Here is a 12716-nt window from a genome sequence, read left to right on the forward strand (position 1 = left end):
ATACTTTTCAATTTCAATATTTAGACACAACATGTCATGAATAAGTCACATTTTTTTTAGTTAAAAGTGATTGTTACTCTTATTATTTGTAAAAAAAATAAGTTTATCGTAACATTACGAAACTAAAATTTTCCTGATGCAAGAAGAAAACAATATCTCTGAGTTTAAAGCCGATAAACAAAATATTATTGAAAACACAGAATTAAATATATGGGAAGCTCTTATTCCTGTAATTATTTTAATGGGATTATTAGCTTATAACATCTTTTTTGCTGATGGAGAAATGTTTGGCGGATATTCAAATCAAATAATTTTATTAATAGGTGCTGTTGTTGCAGCTATTGTTGGGTTTTATAACAAAGTGACTTTAAATAGAATGCTTATTGAAATTTGGGAAAACTTAAAAAGCATTTTTGTACCTGTTCTAATTTTGCTCTTAGTTGGTGCATTAGCAGGAACATGGTTAGTTAGCGGTGTTATTCCTGCTATGGTTTATTATGGTTTACAAGTATTAAGTCCTAGTATATTTTTACCTGCCTGTGTTATTATTTGCGCCATTATATCCATAGCCACAGGAAGTTCTTGGACAACTTCGGCAACTGTTGGAATTGCATTAATTGGTATAGGTACTGCTTTAGGAATTAGTCCTGGTATGATTGCTGGTGCTGTAATATCTGGTGCTTATTTTGGTGATAAAATGTCTCCTTTAAGTGACACAACAAACCTTGCTCCTGCTATTGCTGGTACCGATTTATTTACACATATACGTTATATGACTATAACAACTGTGCCTACAATTTTGATAACACTTATTGCTTTCGCTATTTTAAGTGCAACTATTGAAACCTCTGGTACTGCAGATGTTAGTAGTTTATTAGAAACCATTAATACGACATTTAACATAACACCTTGGTTATTTATAGTGCCATTAGCTGTTATCGCTTTAATTTTAATGAAAACAAAACCATTAATTGCATTAGGAACAGGTGTTCTTGCAGCAGTTGTTTTTGCTTTTATTTTCCAATCAGAAGTACTAATGAATTTAGGGGATTCAAAACTAAGTTCAATTATAACTTCAATATTTACAGACACTCAAATTGTAACTGATAATGAAAAGCTGAATGAATTATTTTCTGCTGGTGGAATGAATGGTATGCTTTGGACAATTTACCTTATTATTTGTGCTATGATTTTTGGTGGTGTTATGGATGGCATTGGGGCTTTAGCAAGAATAACAAAAGTATTGTTATCTGTGGCTACTTCTATTTTCGGGTTATTTGCTAGTACTGTAATTAGTTGTTTAGGATTAAATGCCATCGCATCCGATCAATATTTAGCCATCGTAATTCCTGGAAAAATGTTTAAAAAAGCATTTGATGATAGAGGTTTGGCTCCAGAAAATTTAAGTAGAACGCTTGAAGATTCGGGTACAGTAACGTCTGTTTTAATTCCTTGGAATACTTGTGGTGCATATCAATCTGGTGTTTTAGGTGTTGGCGTTAGCGAATATTTTGTTTACGCTATATTTAATTGGCTAAGTCCATTTACAACACTTTTATTTGCTGCACTAAAAATTAAAATAAAAGAAATTTCTACTAAATAACTAATACTAATTACATTAAGCCTATACTATAATTAAAATCTATAATTCTATATAGATTTTAAATTTAAATAAAGGGGGTATTATTCCTGTGTGTGTATTTTTGCCGGAAATTATTAATAACAATAAAACAATACACATGGCTTTAGTAGGAAAAAAATTTCCAAATTTAAACGTTAATGCAATGAACGAAATGGGTGATACTTTTAAACTCAACGTTCTAGAAGAAGCAGTAAATAACAATAAAAAAGTTGTCCTATTTTGGTATCCAAAAGATTTTACTTTTGTTTGCCCAACAGAATTACATGCTTTTCAAGCAGCTTTAGGTGAATTCGAAAAAAGAAATACAATTGTTATTGGAGCATCATGTGATACTGCAGAAGTTCATTTTGCATGGTTAAGTACTGCTAAAGATAATGGTGGTATTGAAGGGGTAACTTATCCTATTTTAGCAGATTCTAATAGAAACTTAGCTTCTACCTTAGGTATTTTAGATATTACAAACGAAACATACAATGAAGAAACTGGTGTTGTAACTGTAGATGGTGATAATGTAACTTACAGAGCAACATATATTATTGATGAAGAAGGTACAATTCAACATGAAGGTGTTAACAATATGCCTTTAGGAAGAAATGTAAATGAATATTTAAGAATAATAGATGCTTTAACTCACGTTCAAGAAAAAGGAGAAGTTTGTCCTGCAAACTGGGAAGAAGGAAAACAAGCAATGCAAGCTAATGCAAAAGGTACTGCTGAGTATTTAAAATCACAATTAAACTAAACTTATGGTTCAAGAATTAGAACAAGATAATTTAACACAATTTGTTTCAGATAATGAAACTGTAGTGGTTCAATATTCTGCAACTTGGTGTGGGAATTGCCGAATCATGAAACCTAAATTTAAGAAATTAGCAACAGAAAATGAAAATATAACATTCATTATTGCTGATGCTGAAAAATTTCCTGAATCTAGAAAGTTAGCAACAGTTGATAATTTACCAACTTTTGCAATATTTAAAAAAGGAGAATTTGTTAATCAAGTACAAACTAACAAGTTTGACGTTTTAAAAGATTTAGTTAATGAAGTTACCAGTAATTAAACATTTATCTCAATTCATTGAAGAAAATGATGAAGACTTTGTAATTGAAACTATTGAAACTTTAGAGAGCCTTACCGAAGTTCCTTCACTAAAAGATGAGGAACTTGATGTTATAGGAGAATTAATCTCTAATATGTATGGTGCATTAGAAGTCAATAAAATGATAAAAGATGGAACTACAAAAAAAGAGGCTTTGAATACGTTTATGTCTCGAGTACTAGGTTCTATTGACAAATAACAAATTGATATTTATAACAAAAAAGTCACTTCAAAACGAAGTGACTTTTTTGCTTTATGATATTTAATTATTAATTATCAAGTAACGTAGCTGTACTTTCAAATTTCTTTTCTAACGCATAGTCGTATGCACTTTTGCCATGATTATCCTTAATGGTTTTATCTGCTCCAAGTTCTAGCAATAAACTAACAATAGCTTCTTTACCATAAGTAGCAGAAAATATTAATGGTGTTGTTCCATTATTGTTCTTTGCATTAATATCTGCACCACTTTGTATCAGTTTTTTAGCAATATTTACATTGCCTTTAAAAGAAACACCTATTAAAGCCGTGTTACCTGAAGCATCTTTAACATCAACAGGGGCATTGTGTTCTAAAAGTATTTTTGTGGCTACTTCATTATCAAAATAAGTTGCAAAAATTAATGGTGTAAATCCTCGTGCATCTTTTACATTAACCAAATCAGGATTAGAATTTAACAAACCCAATAATTTATCTTCATCACCAGATCTAATAGCTTCAAAAAAAACGTCTACCTCTTTCATTTTTATATTTTTTTAAATTAAAAAAGGAATGAGTTTTAATCACTCACTCCTTTTCAAAAAAATTATTAATCAGTTATTATTTTAAATCAAAACGATCTAAATTCATCACTTTATCCCATACTTTAACAAAATCATTTACAAATCGCTCATTAGCATCATCACATGCGTAAACTTCAGCAATAGCACGTAATTCAGAATTAGAACCAAAAATAAGATCCACTCGTGTACCTGTCCATTTTACTTCACCTGTACTACGATCTCTACCTTCAAATAATTCCTCATCTTCAGAAACGGACTTCCATGTTGTATTAAAATCTAATAAATTTCCAAAGAAATCGTTAGTAAGTGTTTCAGGACGGTTAGTAAATACACCGTGTTTAGAATGATCAAAATTAGTATTTAGTACGCGTAAACCTCCAATCAAAACAGTCATTTCTGGCGCAGTAAGCGTTAACAATTGCGCTTTATCTAATAAAAGTTCTTCAGCTGTTGCTCTATATTTTCTTTTAGTGAAATTACGGAAACCATCTATATGTGGCTCAAGAGCTTCAAAAGCCTCAATATCTGTTTGTTCTGCACTTGCATCTGTACGACCAGGTGAAAAAGGTACTTTAATGTTATAACCAGCATTTTTAGCTGATTTCTCTACAGCTGCACAACCTGCTAAAACAATTAAATCCGCTAAAGAAACTTTTTTATCACCAGATTGAGACTCGTTAAATTCGTTCTGAATACGACCAAGTATATCTAAAACTTTACTTAATTGCTCAGGGTTATTAGCTTTCCAACTTCTTTGAGGTTCTAATCTAACACGAGCTCCATTTGCGCCACCACGTTTATCTGAACCTCTAAAAGTAGATGCCGATGCCCATGCTGTTGAAACTAACTCGGCAATAGATAAACCTGAAGCTAAGATGTTTTCTTTTAATCCAGCTATATCTTGATCATCAATTAATTTATGATTAACCGCAGGAACAGGATCTTGCCATAGTAATTCTTCTTGAGGTACTTCTGGTCCTAAATAACGATCTATTGGTCCCATATCTCTATGCGTTAATTTAAACCAAGCTCTAGAGTAAGCATCTGCAAACTCTTTTGGGTTTTCTAAAAAGTGTCTAGATATTTTTTCATAAGCAGGATCCATTTTTAAAGAAATATCTGTTGTTAACATAAATGGTGCATGCTTAACATCTGGTCTGTGTGCATCTGGAACTGTACCTGCACCTTCATTGTTTTTTGGTTTCCATTGATGAGCTCCTGCTGGACTTTTAGTTAATTCCCAATCATAACCAAATAAGTTTTCAAAATAAGTGTGACTCCATTTTGTTGGGGTATTTGTCCATGCTCCTTCAATACCACTAGTAATGGTATCTGCTCCATTACCTGTTCCAAAGCTATTGCTCCATCCCATACTTTGAGCTTCAATACCTGCAGCAGCTGGCTCTTCTTTTACATATTTTTCTGGATCGGCAGCACCATGTGTTTTACCAAAAGTATGTCCTCCTGCAATTAGCGCAACAGTTTCATAATCGTTCATAGCCATACGTCCAAATGTTTCTCTAATATAATGAGCAGATTCTAGTGGATCTGGATTACCATTATGCCCTTCAGGGTTTACATAAATTAATCCCATATGCGCAGCACCAAGAGGCCCTTCTAAATCTCCCTCTGCATAACGTTCTTTATTTCCAAGCCATTCTGTTTCAGATCCCCAATATATATCTTCCTCAGGTTGCCAAACATCTTCACGTCCACCTGCAAATCCAAACATTTTTAATCCCATTGATTCATGAGCACAATTCCCTGCTAAAACAAGTAAATCTGCCCAAGATAATTTTTTACCATATTTCTTTTTAACTGGCCATAAAAGTAAACGAGCCTTGTCTAAGTTAGCATTATCTGGCCAGCTGTTAAGTGGTGCAAAACGTTGTGAACCCGAACCTGCTCCTCCTCGACCATCTTGTATACGATAAGTACCAGCACTATGCCATGCCATACGAATAAATAAAGGACCATAATGACCATAATCTGCAGGCCACCAATCTTGACTATTTGTCATTAATTCATATATATCATTTTTAACAGCATTTAAATCTAATTTTTTGAACTCTTCTGCATAGTTAAAATCCTTATCCATAGGATCTACCTTATCTGAATTTTGACGTAGAATACTTAAATTTAATTGATTAGGCCACCAATCTTTATTACTCGTACCTCCACCAGCTACGTGATCCATTTGATCATTTAAAAATGGGCATTTTGCACTCGATTCATTTACATCCCATGCTTTTCCGTTTTCAGGTTGATTGTAGTTTTCCATTATTTTAGACTTTATTGTTATTTTTAGTGTTTGTTATAATTTTTACACCTTAAAATTAAGAATAATATACTGAAAAATAACATTAACTTATTCCTATAAATTATATAATGATTGATAAAAACTATCAAATATCACGACAACTATAAACTAAAACAATAAAAGCGTCTTAAAATAAATTAAGACGCTTTATATCAAAAATTAAGAACCTCTCTAATTTAAGACTTTGGTAATACTACAGTATCTATTACATGTATAACACCATTAGATTGATTTACATCTGCAATTATAACCATTGCTGAATTTCCGTTTTCATCTGTAATATAAACTGCTTTATCTTTTATCCAAGCTACTAAAGTCCCTCCGCTTACAGTATTTAACATAGCTTTTCCGTTTCCTTTTTTAATGAGTTTAATAATATCTTTTGCATTATACTTTCCAGATACAACATGATATTTTAAAACAGTTTGTAAAGTTGCTTTGTTTTCTGGCTTTAATAAGGTTTCAACTGTTCCTTCAGGTAATTTAGCAAAAGCTTCATTTGTTGGAGCAAAAACCGTAAAAGGTCCATCACTCATTAATACATCTAATAAATCGGCAGCTTTAACTGCGGCAACTAATGTTGTATGGTCTTTAGAATTTACTGCATTTTCTACAATATTTTTTGTAGGGTACATTTCTGCTCCTCCAACCATTTTAGTATCAGATGACATCATCTTATTTTGAGAAAAAATAGTTGATACTGTTAATAATAAAGAGAAAAGAATGCTTTTTTTAATCAGATTTAATCGTTTCATAGTTTTTATTTTAAATTAATTATTTACTATACAAACGATGTTTTAAAAAGGTCGGTTTTCAAATATTAAAATTTTAACATCAATTAACATTATTTATCTTAACCACTAATTTATTATTACTTTTATAAAAAATATAAAAACAAAAAAATGGCAAAAATAACAATAGGCGGAAACCCTATAGAAACATCAGGAAACTTACCAGAAACAGGAACTCAAATTCCAAATTTTGAATTAATTGCTACCGATCTTTCTACCAAAACATTAGAAGATTTTAAAGGCAGTAATTTAGTTCTAAATATTTTTCCGAGTGTAAATACAGGTGTTTGTGCAACTTCAGTTAGACAATTTAACACAGAATCTAGTGAATTAGAAAACACTAAAGTTTTATGTATTTCTAGAGATTTGCCTTTTGCTCAAGATCAATTTTGTGCTGCCGAAGGTTTAGAAAATGTAGTTATGTTATCAGATTTTAAATCTGGTGCTTTTGGTAAAGCTTACGGTTTAATAATGACAACTGGTCTTTTTGATGGTTTACTATCTAGATGTGTTATTGTTGCAGATACTAACGGAAAAGTACTTTACAATGAACAAGTTCCTGAAACTGGGGAAGAACCAAATTATAAAGCAGCTTTAGAGGCTTTATATTCGTAATATTTTTTGATGACTAAAAAAGAATCCTTCTTAATCAATAGGCTAAAAAGTGTTGGTTATGCTTTTAAAGGTGCTTTATTACTTTTAAAAACAGAAGCTAGTATAAAAATACAATTTGTAATTGCATTAATAGTTACTGGTGCTGGATTCTATTTTAGTATATCATTAAATGAATGGGCTATACAACTTTTAGCTATTGGACTAGTAATGAGTATTGAAGGTGTTAATACAGCCATTGAAGAAATTGCGAATTTTGTTCACCCAGAACATCATAACAAAATAGGTTTAATAAAAGATATTGCAGCAGGAGCAGTTTTTATAGCTTCTGTTTTTGCTGTAATAATTGGCTTAATAATTTATCTTCCAAAAATTTTTTAATATACGATTACCTCTAGGATAAACGTTAGTAATTTGTATTTTTGTTCAAACTAAAAAGCATTAATGGCTAAAAGCAAACCCAAGACTAAAAAAGCACCTAGAAAAAAATTAAAAACGCCTAGTTTAAAGCTATCTAGCCAACAAAAACTGGTTTTAGGCAGCTTTCTAGTAATATTCGGGATTATACTTTGTATTGCCTTTATTTCTTTCTTTTTCACAGGTGAAGCAGACCAAAGTACTCTAACCGATTTTACATCTCGAGATACAGAAACTCAAAACTGGTTAAGTAAATCTGGAGCTTGGTTAAGCGATTTTTTTATTCAACGTGGTTTTGGTATTGCTTCATTTATATTTTCAGGACTAATTTTCCTTTCTGGTGTTTATGTATTAATGAATCTTAATAAATCAAAACTAAGAAAACATTGGTTTTGGGGCATTTTTATCATCATTTGGTTATCTATTCTTTTTGGTTTCTTCAAAAACAAAAGTGATATTTTGGGTGGTACTGTTGGATATGAAGTCAATACATTTCTACAAGATTATATAGGTAAAATTGGCACTTCACTCCTACTACTATTTGGACTAATTACTTATTTAGCTATTCGATTTAAAGTCACTTTTGAGAGTTTGACAAAAATTTTCAAGTCGGCTAAAAAAGATATAAAAGATGAATTTTCAGAATTAAAAGATAATGTTATTGTTCCGTTAGATAATAATTTATCTGATGAAGCTGAAGCTTTCAAATCAGCATTTGAAATTCCTTTAGAAGACGAAGATTCTAAAATTAAAAAAGAAGAACCTAAACCTGAAAAAACAGCACCATTAGAAGTTAATATCGTTGAAGAAGATGAAGAGGAAGAACTAGAAATTAAGGTAGAAGAGATTAAAGAAGAAGTTTCAGAAAAAGATAATCTTGCTAATAAATTAGTTGAAGATTTTGGTCAATTCGATCCTACTCTAGAATTAGCTAAATACCAATTTCCACCTTTAGATTTATTAAAAAAATATGATTCTGAAGGTATTACCATTAATCAAGAAGAACTTGAAGAAAATAAAAACAAAATTGTAGAAACTTTAAAAAATTACAATATTGGAATTGCCAGTATAAAAGCAACTATTGGACCCACAGTTACACTTTATGAAATTGTGCCCGATGCAGGTATTAGAATTTCTAAAATCAAAAACTTAGAAGATGATATTGCGCTTTCATTAGCGGCTTTAGGTATTCGTATTATTGCCCCAATACCTGGTAAAGGAACTATTGGTATAGAAGTACCAAATAAAAACTCTACTATAGTATCTATGCGCTCTGTTATTGCTTCAAAGAAATTTCAAAGCTCCGAAATGCAACTTCCTATTGCCTTAGGAAAAACCATTAGTAACGAAACCTTTGTGGTAGATTTAGCAAAAATGCCTCACTTGCTTATGGCAGGTGCTACAGGACAAGGTAAATCGGTTGGATTAAATGCTGTATTAACCTCGCTTCTTTATAAAAAGCATCCGGCTGAAGTTAAATTTATTTTAGTCGATCCTAAAAAAGTAGAACTTACTCTTTTTAATAAAATTGAACGCCATTATTTAGCAAAACTTCCAGATAGTGAAGATGCTATTATAACAGACAATACAAAGGTTATTAATACACTAAATTCTCTTTGTATTGAAATGGATAACCGTTATGAACTTCTTAAAAATGCTTTATGTAGAAACATTGCAGAATACAATACAAAATTTAAAGCAAGAAAACTAAATCCTAATGATGGGCATCAATTTTTACCATATATTGTTTTAGTTGTAGATGAGTTTGCCGATTTAATTATGACTGCCGGAAAAGAGGTTGAAACACCTATTGCTCGTTTAGCACAATTAGCTCGAGCCATTGGTATTCATTTAATTATTGCTACTCAACGCCCTTCGGTTAATGTTATTACAGGTATTATCAAAGCCAATTTCCCTGCAAGGGTAGCTTTTAGGGTAACATCAAAAATAGATTCTAGAACTATTCTAGATGGCTCTGGAGCCGACCAACTTATTGGTAGAGGTGATATGTTATTTACACAAGGAAACGATGTTATTCGTGTACAATGTGCTTTTGTAGACACACCAGAAGTTGAAAAGATAACAGATTATATTGGCTCTCAAAAAGCATATCCTGAAGCTTACTTATTACCTGAGTATGTTGGCGAAGAAAGTGGCACAAGTCTTGATGTAGACATCTCAGATAGAGACAAACTATTTAAAGATGCCGCAATCGTAATTGTTACAGCACAACAAGGTTCAGCCTCATTATTACAACGTAAATTAAAACTAGGTTACAATAGAGCTGGACGTTTAATTGATCAATTAGAAGCTGCAGGAATAGTAGGTCCTTTTGAAGGTAGTAAAGCTAGACAAGTTTTAGTGACAGATTTAGCGGCCTTAGACAAACTTTTAGAAAATGAAATATAATTTAAAAAAAGCAATGAAAAAATTTATAACATTAGTATTATTAACACTTTCGGTTTCAGTTTTTGCTCAAAATAAAGGGCGCGATTTATTAAATGAAGTTTCTGGAAAAGTAAAGAGTTATAAGAATATTTCTATTGAATTTAAATACACTTTAGAAAATATATCTGAAAACATAAAGCAAGAAACTAAAGGTGATGTGGTTATGGAGGGTGATAAATATAAATTGAACATCTTGGGAATAACTCGCCTTTTTGACGGTAAAAAATTATACAGTATTAGTACAGAAGATGAAGAAGTAACCGTTTCCTCTGAAAATGATGATGAAAATGATGCTATTACACCTAGCAAAATGTTGTCTTTTTATGAAGATGGTTACATGTACAAACTAGATATTGAACAAAATATAAACGGTAGAAAAATTCAATATGTTAAACTAACACCTATTGATTCTAATTCTGAAATTAAAAATATCCTTTTAGGCATAGATGCACAGACAAAACATATTTACAATTTAATTCAAGTTGGAAAAAATGGGACAAAAACAACACTTACTGTAAATTCTTTTAAAACAAATACCCCATTATCAAAAACCTTATTTACCTTTGATGCCAATAAATACAAAGATTATTACATCAATAAATTAGACTAGGTCCTTTGAAAATATTAGACCGTTACATACTAACCACATATCTAAAAACTTTTGTCAGCGTGTTTGTTATACTCATGCTGATATTTATTTTACAAACCATTTGGCTTTACATAAAAGAGTTGGCCGGTAAGGATTTGGATATTATGGTAATAATGAAGTTTTTAATTTATTTTATGCCTAAGCTAATTCCACTTGTATTACCACTTACTATTCTTTTATCATCAATAATGGTTTTTGGAAGTTTTGCTGAAAACTACGAGTTTGCTGCAATGAAATCTACAGGTATTTCATTACAACGCGCTATGTCTGGTTTAAGTATTTTTATAGTTATAATAGCCATTACAACTTTTTTCTTTTCAAATAATGTTATTCCTTGGGCAGAATTAAACTCATATAATTTACGCAGAAATATAGCTAAATTAAAGCCTGCAATGGCTATAGCTGAAGGACAATTTAATGAAATTGGAAATTATAACATTAAAGCAGAAAAAAAGATTGGTGACAGATATTTAGAAGATGTAACCATCCATTTAAAAGGCAATGATGGCCGTACTAATGCTACAGTAATAATATCGAAAACTGGAGAGTTTGTAAGTAGCAAAAACTCAAATGTTTTAAAGCTTATTTTATTAGATGGACATTATTATAGTGATGTTTATCAAAAAGATATAAAAGCTAGAAATAAAAAACCTTTTGCTAAGAGTAGCTTTGAGAAAAAGATTATCAATATAGATTTATCACAATTGAATAATGTTGATTTTGATGAAAAATCACAAACCGATAAATATAACATGCTAGATGTTATTGGATTAAATAAATCTATTGATTCAATAATAGAAAAAACAGAGGTTGACAATCAATCTTTTGCAAAAAATTTACATCAACGATCAAGCCTTATTAACAATAGCTATATTCCCTTTAAACAAAACAAAGACTCTGTTAACACAGGTAACCTTTTAGATGTTTTTAGTACAAAAAAGAAATTAGAATTACTAGATGTTACTTCAAGGTCTATAAACAACCCAAAACAAATTATTTCTTCAAAAGAAACTATATTCAAAGTACAAAAAGAGCAACTAAGTAGACACCTTATTTCTTTACACGAAAAATTTGCTTTAGGTTTTGCATGTATTATTTTATTTTTTGTTGGCGCTCCATTAGGTGCTTTAATTAGAAAAGGAGGTATTGGTTTACCTATGGTAATTGCTATACTTTTGTTTTTAACCTACCACTTTATTGGTATTTTTGCTACAAACAGTGCTAAAAAAGGTGGTTTTAATCCAATTTTAGCTAGTTGGTTTTCAACCTTAGTTATGCTTCCTCTTGGCATCTTTTTAACTAAAAGAGCTACTGCTGATAAAGGCTTATTCGATTTTGATAGTATTATTCAACCTTTAAAAAGAGCCCTAAAAATAAAAGAAAATAATAGTGTTGATTACAAGTTTTTAGCTTCATACAAAAATGAGGAATTAATAGATGTAATTACTAATTATGAAGCACTTGGACATGATAATGCTTGTAGATACGAAGCATTAAAAGTTTTAAATGCAAGAGGAAATTCTATATCAGATTTACGCAATATTGGATTAACTATTAATGATAGTTATGATACTTCTGAAGCCATAATAAAATTAGATTATAAACCACACAGTAGATTTGCGATTGTTTTATACGCTATTGGAATAGTGCTGCTTATTCTTCATTTCGTTTTTAAGAATAATAAAATGCCTTCATTAGCATCAGCCTCAATTCAGCTTAGTATAGTCTCCTTAGCATTATTTATAATTTATTATATAAAATCTTTAGTCAATATTTTTAAGTTTTACTCACAAATTAAGAAGAAACAAAAAAAGCCAAATCTATTTCTTTTAATATTAGGTTTTCCGTTATATATGATTACCTACATATTTTTAAATGAAAAAATAAAAGAAGACTTAAAACTAAATTGTTTAGAATCTTTAAAATAAGCAATATCTTTGCAAAATGATAGCAGA

The 12716-nt window shown here is 30.6% G+C and carries 12 protein-coding genes; 9 read left to right on the forward strand and 3 right to left on the reverse strand.

Annotated elements, in window-relative coordinates; translation table 11 throughout:
- Positions 1-136 precede the first annotated feature (136 nt).
- The 4 genes from nhaC (at position 137) to BT151_RS15320 (ending at position 2941) form a co-directional block, all read left to right on the forward strand.
- Positions 137-1603, forward strand: coding sequence for a Na+/H+ antiporter NhaC (gene nhaC / locus BT151_RS15305; protein WP_072403238.1), 1467 nt, complete (start codon positions 137-139; stop codon positions 1601-1603).
- A 136-nt stretch (positions 1604-1739) separates the two neighbouring features.
- Positions 1740-2384, forward strand: coding sequence for a peroxiredoxin (locus BT151_RS15310; protein ID WP_072403239.1), 645 nt, complete (start codon positions 1740-1742; stop codon positions 2382-2384).
- 4 nt (positions 2385-2388) lie between these two features.
- The gene (locus BT151_RS15315; RefSeq protein ID WP_072403240.1) at positions 2389-2703 is read left to right on the forward strand and encodes a thioredoxin family protein; all 315 of its coding nucleotides are present in this window, start codon (positions 2389-2391) and stop codon (positions 2701-2703) included.
- A complete protein-coding gene (locus BT151_RS15320; protein WP_072403241.1) occupies positions 2684-2941 on the forward strand; it encodes a DUF6952 family protein in 258 nt (85 codons plus the stop codon). The genes BT151_RS15315 and BT151_RS15320 overlap by 20 nt, the downstream gene beginning before the upstream one ends.
- Positions 2942-3011: 70 nt before the next feature.
- Here BT151_RS15320 and BT151_RS15325 read toward each other — a convergent pair whose 3' ends face one another.
- The 3 genes from BT151_RS15325 to BT151_RS15335 all read right to left on the reverse strand — a co-directional run bounded on the left by BT151_RS15325 (position 3012) and on the right by BT151_RS15335 (position 6599).
- Entirely contained in the window at positions 3012-3485 is a 474-nt protein-coding gene (locus BT151_RS15325; RefSeq protein WP_072403242.1) for an ankyrin repeat domain-containing protein, read from the reverse strand.
- Positions 3486-3561: 76 nt separating this feature from the next.
- The gene (gene katG / locus BT151_RS15330) at positions 3562-5805 is read right to left on the reverse strand and encodes a catalase/peroxidase HPI (protein WP_072403243.1); all 2244 of its coding nucleotides are present in this window, start codon (positions 5803-5805) and stop codon (positions 3562-3564) included.
- A gap of 215 nt (positions 5806-6020) precedes the next feature.
- Complete coding sequence (locus BT151_RS15335; protein ID WP_143144327.1) at positions 6021-6599, reverse strand: fasciclin domain-containing protein; 579 nt, start codon at positions 6597-6599, stop codon at positions 6021-6023.
- A gap of 147 nt (positions 6600-6746) precedes the next feature.
- On the opposite strand from BT151_RS15335, the gene tpx reads away from it, so the two are divergent.
- From tpx to BT151_RS15360, 5 genes are all read left to right on the forward strand, one after another.
- Positions 6747-7250: a thiol peroxidase gene (gene tpx, locus BT151_RS15340; protein WP_072403245.1), complete on the forward strand. Its 504-nt coding sequence runs from the start codon at positions 6747-6749 to the stop codon at positions 7248-7250.
- A 9-nt stretch (positions 7251-7259) separates the two neighbouring features.
- Positions 7260-7628: a diacylglycerol kinase family protein gene (locus BT151_RS15345; protein WP_072403246.1), complete on the forward strand. Its 369-nt coding sequence runs from the start codon at positions 7260-7262 to the stop codon at positions 7626-7628.
- A 63-nt stretch (positions 7629-7691) separates the two neighbouring features.
- Positions 7692-10073, forward strand: coding sequence for a DNA translocase FtsK (locus tag BT151_RS15350; RefSeq protein ID WP_072403247.1), 2382 nt, complete (start codon positions 7692-7694; stop codon positions 10071-10073).
- Between the two features lie 13 nt (positions 10074-10086).
- Positions 10087-10722 carry an outer membrane lipoprotein periplasmic chaperone LolA1 gene (locus BT151_RS15355; RefSeq protein WP_072403461.1) on the forward strand — a complete coding sequence of 212 codons (636 nt, stop codon included), beginning with the start codon at positions 10087-10089 and terminating at the stop codon, positions 10720-10722.
- A 5-nt stretch (positions 10723-10727) separates the two neighbouring features.
- Complete coding sequence (locus BT151_RS15360; RefSeq protein ID WP_084647995.1) at positions 10728-12689, forward strand: LptF/LptG family permease; 1962 nt, start codon at positions 10728-10730, stop codon at positions 12687-12689.
- The last annotated feature ends 27 nt before the right edge of the window (positions 12690-12716 follow it).

The sequence above is a fragment of the Flaviramulus basaltis genome (genome assembly GCF_900114265.1).
Taxonomy (GTDB): domain Bacteria; phylum Bacteroidota; class Bacteroidia; order Flavobacteriales; family Flavobacteriaceae; genus Flaviramulus; species Flaviramulus basaltis.

What these genes read in the sequence shown, in the direction of transcription:
- nhaC (WP_072403238.1), top strand. Translation starts at nt 137, where the DNA reads ATGCAAGAAGAAAACAATATCTCTGAGTTTAAAGCCGATAAACAAAAT.
- BT151_RS15310 (WP_072403239.1), top strand. Translation starts at nt 1,740, where the DNA reads ATGGCTTTAGTAGGAAAAAAATTTCCAAATTTAAACGTTAATGCAATG.
- BT151_RS15315 (WP_072403240.1), top strand. Translation starts at nt 2,389, where the DNA reads ATGGTTCAAGAATTAGAACAAGATAATTTAACACAATTTGTTTCAGAT.
- BT151_RS15320 (WP_072403241.1), top strand. Translation starts at nt 2,684, where the DNA reads ATGAAGTTACCAGTAATTAAACATTTATCTCAATTCATTGAAGAAAAT.
- BT151_RS15325 (WP_072403242.1), bottom strand. Translation starts at nt 3,485, where the DNA reads ATGAAAGAGGTAGACGTTTTTTTTGAAGCTATTAGATCTGGTGATGAA.
- katG (WP_072403243.1), bottom strand. Translation starts at nt 5,805, where the DNA reads ATGGAAAACTACAATCAACCTGAAAACGGAAAAGCATGGGATGTAAAT.
- BT151_RS15335 (WP_143144327.1), bottom strand. Translation starts at nt 6,599, where the DNA reads ATGAAACGATTAAATCTGATTAAAAAAAGCATTCTTTTCTCTTTATTA.
- tpx (WP_072403245.1), top strand. Translation starts at nt 6,747, where the DNA reads ATGGCAAAAATAACAATAGGCGGAAACCCTATAGAAACATCAGGAAAC.
- BT151_RS15345 (WP_072403246.1), top strand. Translation starts at nt 7,260, where the DNA reads ATGACTAAAAAAGAATCCTTCTTAATCAATAGGCTAAAAAGTGTTGGT.
- BT151_RS15350 (WP_072403247.1), top strand. Translation starts at nt 7,692, where the DNA reads ATGGCTAAAAGCAAACCCAAGACTAAAAAAGCACCTAGAAAAAAATTA.
- BT151_RS15355 (WP_072403461.1), top strand. Translation starts at nt 10,087, where the DNA reads ATGAAAAAATTTATAACATTAGTATTATTAACACTTTCGGTTTCAGTT.